This window comes from Pseudomonas sp., from assembly GCF_050739995.1.
Lineage (GTDB): Bacteria > Pseudomonadota > Gammaproteobacteria > Pseudomonadales > Pseudomonadaceae > Aquipseudomonas.
The window spans coordinates 1-5129 of sequence record NZ_JBOICG010000081.1 but is presented as its reverse complement, the minus strand read 5'-3'; the positions used below and the strand labels follow the sequence as shown (position 1 = coordinate 5129).

The following is a 5129-nucleotide window of genomic DNA, read 5'->3' as shown; positions in this document are numbered from 1 at the left end:
GGCTGGCGCCCTCCACCGCTATCGCCTTGATCGGTGCGGGACTGACCGGTTTTGGTTTGTCGTTGGTGTACCCGGCGCTGGGCGTGGAAGCGATCAAGCAAGTGCCCAACAGCAGCCGAGGTGCTGGCCTGAGTGCGTACGCCGTGTTTTTTGACCTGGCCCTGGCGATTGCCGGTCCATTGATGGGGGCCGTGGCACTGAATCTCGGCTATGGCTGGATCTTCTTTTGCGCGGCGCTGCTGTCGCTCACGGCATTGGGCTTGACCTTGCAGCTCAAGCGCCGCGCTTACTGATCAGCGGTTTGCAAACCGGCGCGGCTTGACTGGCCAAGGGTGCGAGTAAAAAAGCGCCCGGCCTCGGAAATCAGATCGCGGTGAATACCTTCACGGTCAACACCATCCGCATCGGTGCAGATTGCAGGCATGGCCATCAGTTGATCACTGTCGCACGGTGCCATGAACACGAAGTGCCCTGCCCCGGCCAGCAGCTTGAAATTCGGTGGTTCCGGCAGTTTGCGCGCCAGGGCGGCGGCGTTCTTGTCCACGGCCACCAGCTTGTCACCATCGCCGCTGTAGAGCAGCACCGGTACATGCACATCCGCCAGGGTGTGGCGGCCAAACATCAGACTCAGCGGCGCCATCAGCATTAATGCGTGAATACGCGGGTCGGCCTGGGGTTGCAGGTCTTCACGGTCCACCACCAGTTCACCTTTGGTGGTGCAGGCGTCATGGTCTTCCGGGCGCTCCTGGCAGTAGCGCCGCAGACGGTCGAAGTCGGGCTTGGCACCGGCCAGGATCAACGCGGTCTCGCCACCCGCCGAATAACCAATGACTCCCACCTGATCGACGTTAACGTACGGTGAAAGCATAGGGTCACTCAGTGTGGCCGTGATCGCCGCAGAAATCTGGATCGGCCGACCATACAAATTGCTCACGGTGCCCAGGCGGCTGTGATCCTTATAGTTGTCGCCGGGATGCAGCACCGCCACCACCACAAAGCCTTTGCGTGCCAAGGAGGTGGCAAGGTCGTGCAGGGCCAGCGGCGTACCGGTATTGCCATGGGACAACATCAGCATGGGGAAGCGGCCGATGGCGACCCTGGAGTCTTCGGTGGCAGCGACGTGATAAGGGCCTAGCTGGGTGGCGTGCTCAAGACCGATAGAGGGGCCGGTGGACGGATAGAACGCGATAGCCTTCATCGGCTGCGAATCCAGCGGGTCGAGAAACGTCATGCGATGGAAGCCCACACTCCAATGCGGGTGCGGTGCAGGCGCGGCGTGCACTGAAACCAGGCCGCCAAGCAGGGAAAGAACCAAAACAGCACAAAGACGCATCATGGGGATGTCCACCTTTGCTGCGTGATAACCGACATATCGAATTGAAAGTCCAGGTGATAAACCCATGCCTGCATAACCTGGGCCACATTGAAGACAGCGGCAAAACGAGAAAACTCCGTGCCCTGATCGTTGTAAGGCGATCAGAGTACAGAGTTTAGGCGCCCGGGTTCAGAATGAAACCGAGGAAGGGCGAAATTTACACAAGTCTTACGCAGCGGCGAACAACTGTTCGTTGATGAGTACGTTAGCGTCGCTCAGGGACTTGGTGCGGAACTCGTCACCGTAGGCCAGGCCGTGGGCACGGACAAATTCGATGTCAGTGATGCCCAGGAAGCCCAGCAGCACTTTCAGATAGTCTTCGTGAGCAACGCCAGTGGCTTGGCCAACATGCAGGCCACCCGAGGTGGACACGATGATGACTTTCTTGTTGCCACACAGGCCTTCCGGGCCGGCTTCGGTATAGCGGAATGTCTGGCCGGCCACCGCGATGCGGTCGATCCAGGCTTTCAACTGGGTCGGAATGGTGAAGTTGTACATCGGTGCCGCCAGGACGATGGCATCCGCCGCCAGGAATTCGGCCAGGGTGTTGGCGCTCAGTTCAGCTTCTTGCTTCTGTGCCACATCACGCGACTCGGCAGGCGTGCCCAGTGCGCCCAGCGTGGCGCCGGAAAAGTGGTTGATGCCTTCGCTGGCCAGATCGCGGTAGGTCACTACCACACCTGGCTCGGCCGCTTGCCAGGCTTTGACAACACCTGCGCTGAGCTGACGGGAAGCCGAGTTGTCGCCGAGAATGCTGGAATCGATATGCAACAGTTTCATGGTGGATCTCCGGTGTGGGATCGACAGTAGCGATCTGATGGTGGTAATGCTACTCATGAAACGAATGGTCGATAAGCCGCTTAAAATGCGATAGTTTGTCCCACTGACAGGACAATAGGCTCCCCCATGCAAGACCTCAACGACCTCTACTATTTCGCCAAAGTCGTCGAAGCCGGCGGCTTTGCCGCGGCTGGACGGCTACTCGGCATTCCCAAGTCACGCTTGTCGCGCCGCATTGCCGAACTGGAAGAACGCCTGGGCGCCCGCCTGCTGCAGCGCACTACTCGGCAACTGACCCTCACCGCCGTCGGCGAGCGCTACTTGCGCCATTGCCAGGCAATGCTGCTGGAAGCGGAAATGGCCGATGAGGCCGTGGCCAGTATGTCCAGCGAACCCCGTGGACGCCTGCGGGTCAGTTGCCCGGTGGGCATGGCCCAGTACATGCTGCCGAATATGGTCGCTGGATTCCTCGCGACCTATCCCCTGGTACAACTGGAAATGACCCTGGTCAATCGCCGTGTAGACCTGGTGGCCGAAGGCATCGACGTCGCCCTGCGCGTGCGCGAGCATGGCGACGAAGACCCGCTGCTGGTCACCAAGCGCCTGCGCCAGGCCCAGACGGCACTGGTGGCCAGCCCCGCCTTCGTGCACGGCAAGCAGATCGACACCCTCGAAGACCTCAAGCATCTGCCGATGCTGGGCGCACTGGAAGCGGATCGCATGGTGCATCAACGCATTCTCGACCCCCAGGGCCACCCCCACGACCTGGTGATGGAGGCCCGCCTAGGCATTGACGATTTCATCGTGCGTAAGGCCAGTGCAATCATGGGCCTGGGTTTTACCGTGCTGCCGATGCTGTATTGCGAAGAGGAATTGGCCAGCGGTCACCTGGTGCGGCTGCTGCCTGAGTGGTCGCTGCCGGGAGGCTGGCTGCAGGCGGTGTACCCACATCGACGCGGCGTGCTGCCGGCCATTCGTGCCTGGATCGACTACCTTGAAGAAGGCTTCAAAGGATGCGGAGACCGCCTGTTATGAAGATGACCGAAGCACAAGTCGCCGCGTTTTGCCTGGGCCTGCCCGGAGCGCGGGAAGACTACAAATGGGGCGGCGTTCGGGTGTTCTCGATTGCCGGCAACAAGATGTTCGCCGTGCAGAATTTGCGCGGTGACTCATTGGCCTTCAAGGTCGACAAGGCATTGTTCCTGGGCCACGTGGATCGCCCAGGTATCCATCCGGCGCCGTACCTGGCGCGGGCGCAGTGGATCATCATGAACACGCCCTACCCGCTGGGCGCTGATGAACTGCGTGGCTTGTTGCAGCGTTCCCACCAATTGGTCGTCAGCAAACTGCCCAAGCGCACGCAGGTCGGGCTGCTGCTAGAGGACTGACAACAGGGTACCGCCCAGAAACAGCTGATCCAGCCAGAACACCTGGTGCAGCAACACGATCAGCCAGAACAACACCTGATACGACACCTTGCGTGTCTTGTGGCGAAACACCTGCTGGGCGATCAACGCCCCCGGCCAACCGCCTGCCAGCTCGACAGCGTGCAGGATGTTCTCCGGGATACGGCGGTCGTCCGTCTGCGCCTTGCGCTTGTCGCTCCAGTACAGGAAAAACGCCACCACGCTGACCACGCCATAGGCCACCAGGGGGATCAGCGTCTCGCCGCGATACCACAATAACGCCGACCCGATCAGCGGCGCGGCGCACAGCAATACAAAGATCGCCGCTTTCAAGCGTGGGTGCTGGATGTTCATGGCTTGACCGCAGACCAGTCGATCCAACCGAACTGCCACGTTGCCAGGATCACCAGGCCGAACGCGATCCGGTACCAGGCAAACGCCGCATAGCTATGGCTGGCGATGAACTTGAGCAACGCCTTGACCGCGATCATCGCGAAGATGAACGAGGTGACGAAACCAATGGCGAATACCGGCAGGTCGTCCGGCTGGAACAGGTGACGGTATTTGTAGCCCGAATACACTGCCGCACCGACCATGGTTGGCATGGCCAGGAAGAACGAGAACTCGGTGGCGGTTTTACGCGACAGGCCGAACAACAGGCCGCCGATGATGGTCGCGCCGGAACGCGAAGTGCCGGGAATCATCGCCAGGCACTGGGCCAGGCCGACCTTGAGCGCTTCTTTCCAAGTGATGTCATCCACGGTGTGCGCGTGCACGGCATGCTGGCGGCGCTCGGCCCACAACATGATCACACCGCCAATCACCAGCGCGGTCGCCACGGTGATCGGGTTGAACAGGTAGTGCTTGATCAGGTCAGCGAAAATCACCCCCAATACCACGGCCGGCAACACCGCGATGATCAGGTTGACGGTAAAGCGCTGGGCATTGCGTTGTGTCGGCAAACCGATCACAACGTCGAGGATCTTGCGCCGGAATTCCCACACCACCGCCAGGATCGCACCCAACTGAATGATGATATTGAACGCTTCAAAACGCTCGCCGCCGAAACCGATCAGGTCGGCCACAATGATCTGGTGACCGGTGCTGGAGATCGGCAGGAACTCCGTCAAGCCCTCCACCACGCCAAGTATCAATGCCTGTATGGCGGTCCAAAAATCCATATTTCCCCCAAAGGTCATGCCCGAGGCACGCCCCGTTAGTCTTTTCTAGTGGTTCACTGATGATGAGTGCGCTGAAGGCCAGGCGTTGGATCATCCACGCCGGACTGCAAAAATTCCGTGAAAAATCAGGCAGTACTCAGGTTTTACGATTACAGGCCGAAAGCCTATCAGACACGCCGGAAATGTCGAAGCAGCACCACAACTATAAAAAGCATGGAGTGACAGGACGATGAACAGTTTGCGCAGCATGTCGATTAGCCGCCGTCTCTGGCTGATCCTGATAGTCGCCGTGTTGATGCTGCTGACGTTGGGCTTGCTGATGCTCAAGCAGATCCATGGCGATCTCTACCAAGCCAAGCGCCAACAGACCCAACATGTGGTCCAGAC

The 5129-nt window shown here is 59.8% G+C and carries 6 protein-coding genes and 1 pseudogene; 3 read left to right on the top strand and 4 right to left on the bottom strand.

Translation table 11 applies throughout. The annotated features are described in order from the left end of the window. Positions 1-293, top strand: a pseudogene (locus ACRESD_RS02765) (MFS transporter); the annotation flags it as partial. On the opposite strand, the gene ACRESD_RS02760 reads toward ACRESD_RS02765, so the two are convergent. Continuing rightward, on the bottom strand, positions 287-1336 hold the full coding sequence (locus ACRESD_RS02760) for an alpha/beta hydrolase family protein (RefSeq protein WP_431749522.1): 1050 nt from the start codon (positions 1334-1336) through the stop codon (positions 287-289). The pseudogene ACRESD_RS02765 and the gene ACRESD_RS02760 overlap by 7 nt on opposite strands. A 207-nt stretch (positions 1337-1543) precedes the next feature. After that, a complete protein-coding gene (locus tag ACRESD_RS02755; RefSeq protein WP_431749521.1) occupies positions 1544-2155 on the bottom strand; it encodes an FMN-dependent NADH-azoreductase in 612 nt (203 codons plus the stop codon). Positions 2156-2281: 126 nt separating this feature from the next. Between ACRESD_RS02755 and ACRESD_RS02750 the strand changes: the two genes are divergently transcribed. Then, entirely contained in the window at positions 2282-3190 is a 909-nt protein-coding gene (locus tag ACRESD_RS02750) for a LysR substrate-binding domain-containing protein (RefSeq protein ID WP_431749520.1), read from the top strand. Continuing rightward, the gene (locus ACRESD_RS02745; RefSeq protein ID WP_431749519.1) at positions 3187-3543 is read left to right on the top strand and encodes an MmcQ/YjbR family DNA-binding protein; all 357 of its coding nucleotides are present in this window, start codon (positions 3187-3189) and stop codon (positions 3541-3543) included. The genes ACRESD_RS02750 and ACRESD_RS02745 overlap by 4 nt, the downstream gene beginning before the upstream one ends. Here the strand turns inward: ACRESD_RS02745 and ACRESD_RS02740 are convergent. Both ACRESD_RS02740 and ACRESD_RS02735 read right to left on the bottom strand, forming a co-directional pair. Then, on the bottom strand, positions 3532-3915 hold the full coding sequence (locus tag ACRESD_RS02740) for a DUF1294 domain-containing protein (protein WP_431749518.1): 384 nt from the start codon (positions 3913-3915) through the stop codon (positions 3532-3534). The genes ACRESD_RS02745 and ACRESD_RS02740 overlap by 12 nt on opposite strands. Further along, positions 3912-4742 carry an undecaprenyl-diphosphate phosphatase gene (locus ACRESD_RS02735; RefSeq protein ID WP_123716410.1) on the bottom strand — a complete coding sequence of 277 codons (831 nt, stop codon included), beginning with the start codon at positions 4740-4742 and terminating at the stop codon, positions 3912-3914. Before ACRESD_RS02735 ends, ACRESD_RS02740 begins: the two co-directional genes overlap by 4 nt. Positions 4743-5129 lie beyond the last annotated feature (387 nt).

Coding starts and splice junctions, on each gene's coding strand:
- ACRESD_RS02745 (WP_431749519.1), top strand. CDS start 3,187: ATGAAGATGACCGAAGCACAAGTCGCCGCGTTTTGCCTGGGCCTGCCC.
- ACRESD_RS02750 (WP_431749520.1), top strand. CDS start 2,282: ATGCAAGACCTCAACGACCTCTACTATTTCGCCAAAGTCGTCGAAGCC.
- ACRESD_RS02740 (WP_431749518.1), bottom strand. CDS start 3,915: ATGAACATCCAGCACCCACGCTTGAAAGCGGCGATCTTTGTATTGCTG.
- ACRESD_RS02735 (WP_123716410.1), bottom strand. CDS start 4,742: ATGGATTTTTGGACCGCCATACAGGCATTGATACTTGGCGTGGTGGAG.
- ACRESD_RS02755 (WP_431749521.1), bottom strand. CDS start 2,155: ATGAAACTGTTGCATATCGATTCCAGCATTCTCGGCGACAACTCGGCT.
- ACRESD_RS02760 (WP_431749522.1), bottom strand. CDS start 1,336: ATGATGCGTCTTTGTGCTGTTTTGGTTCTTTCCCTGCTTGGCGGCCTG.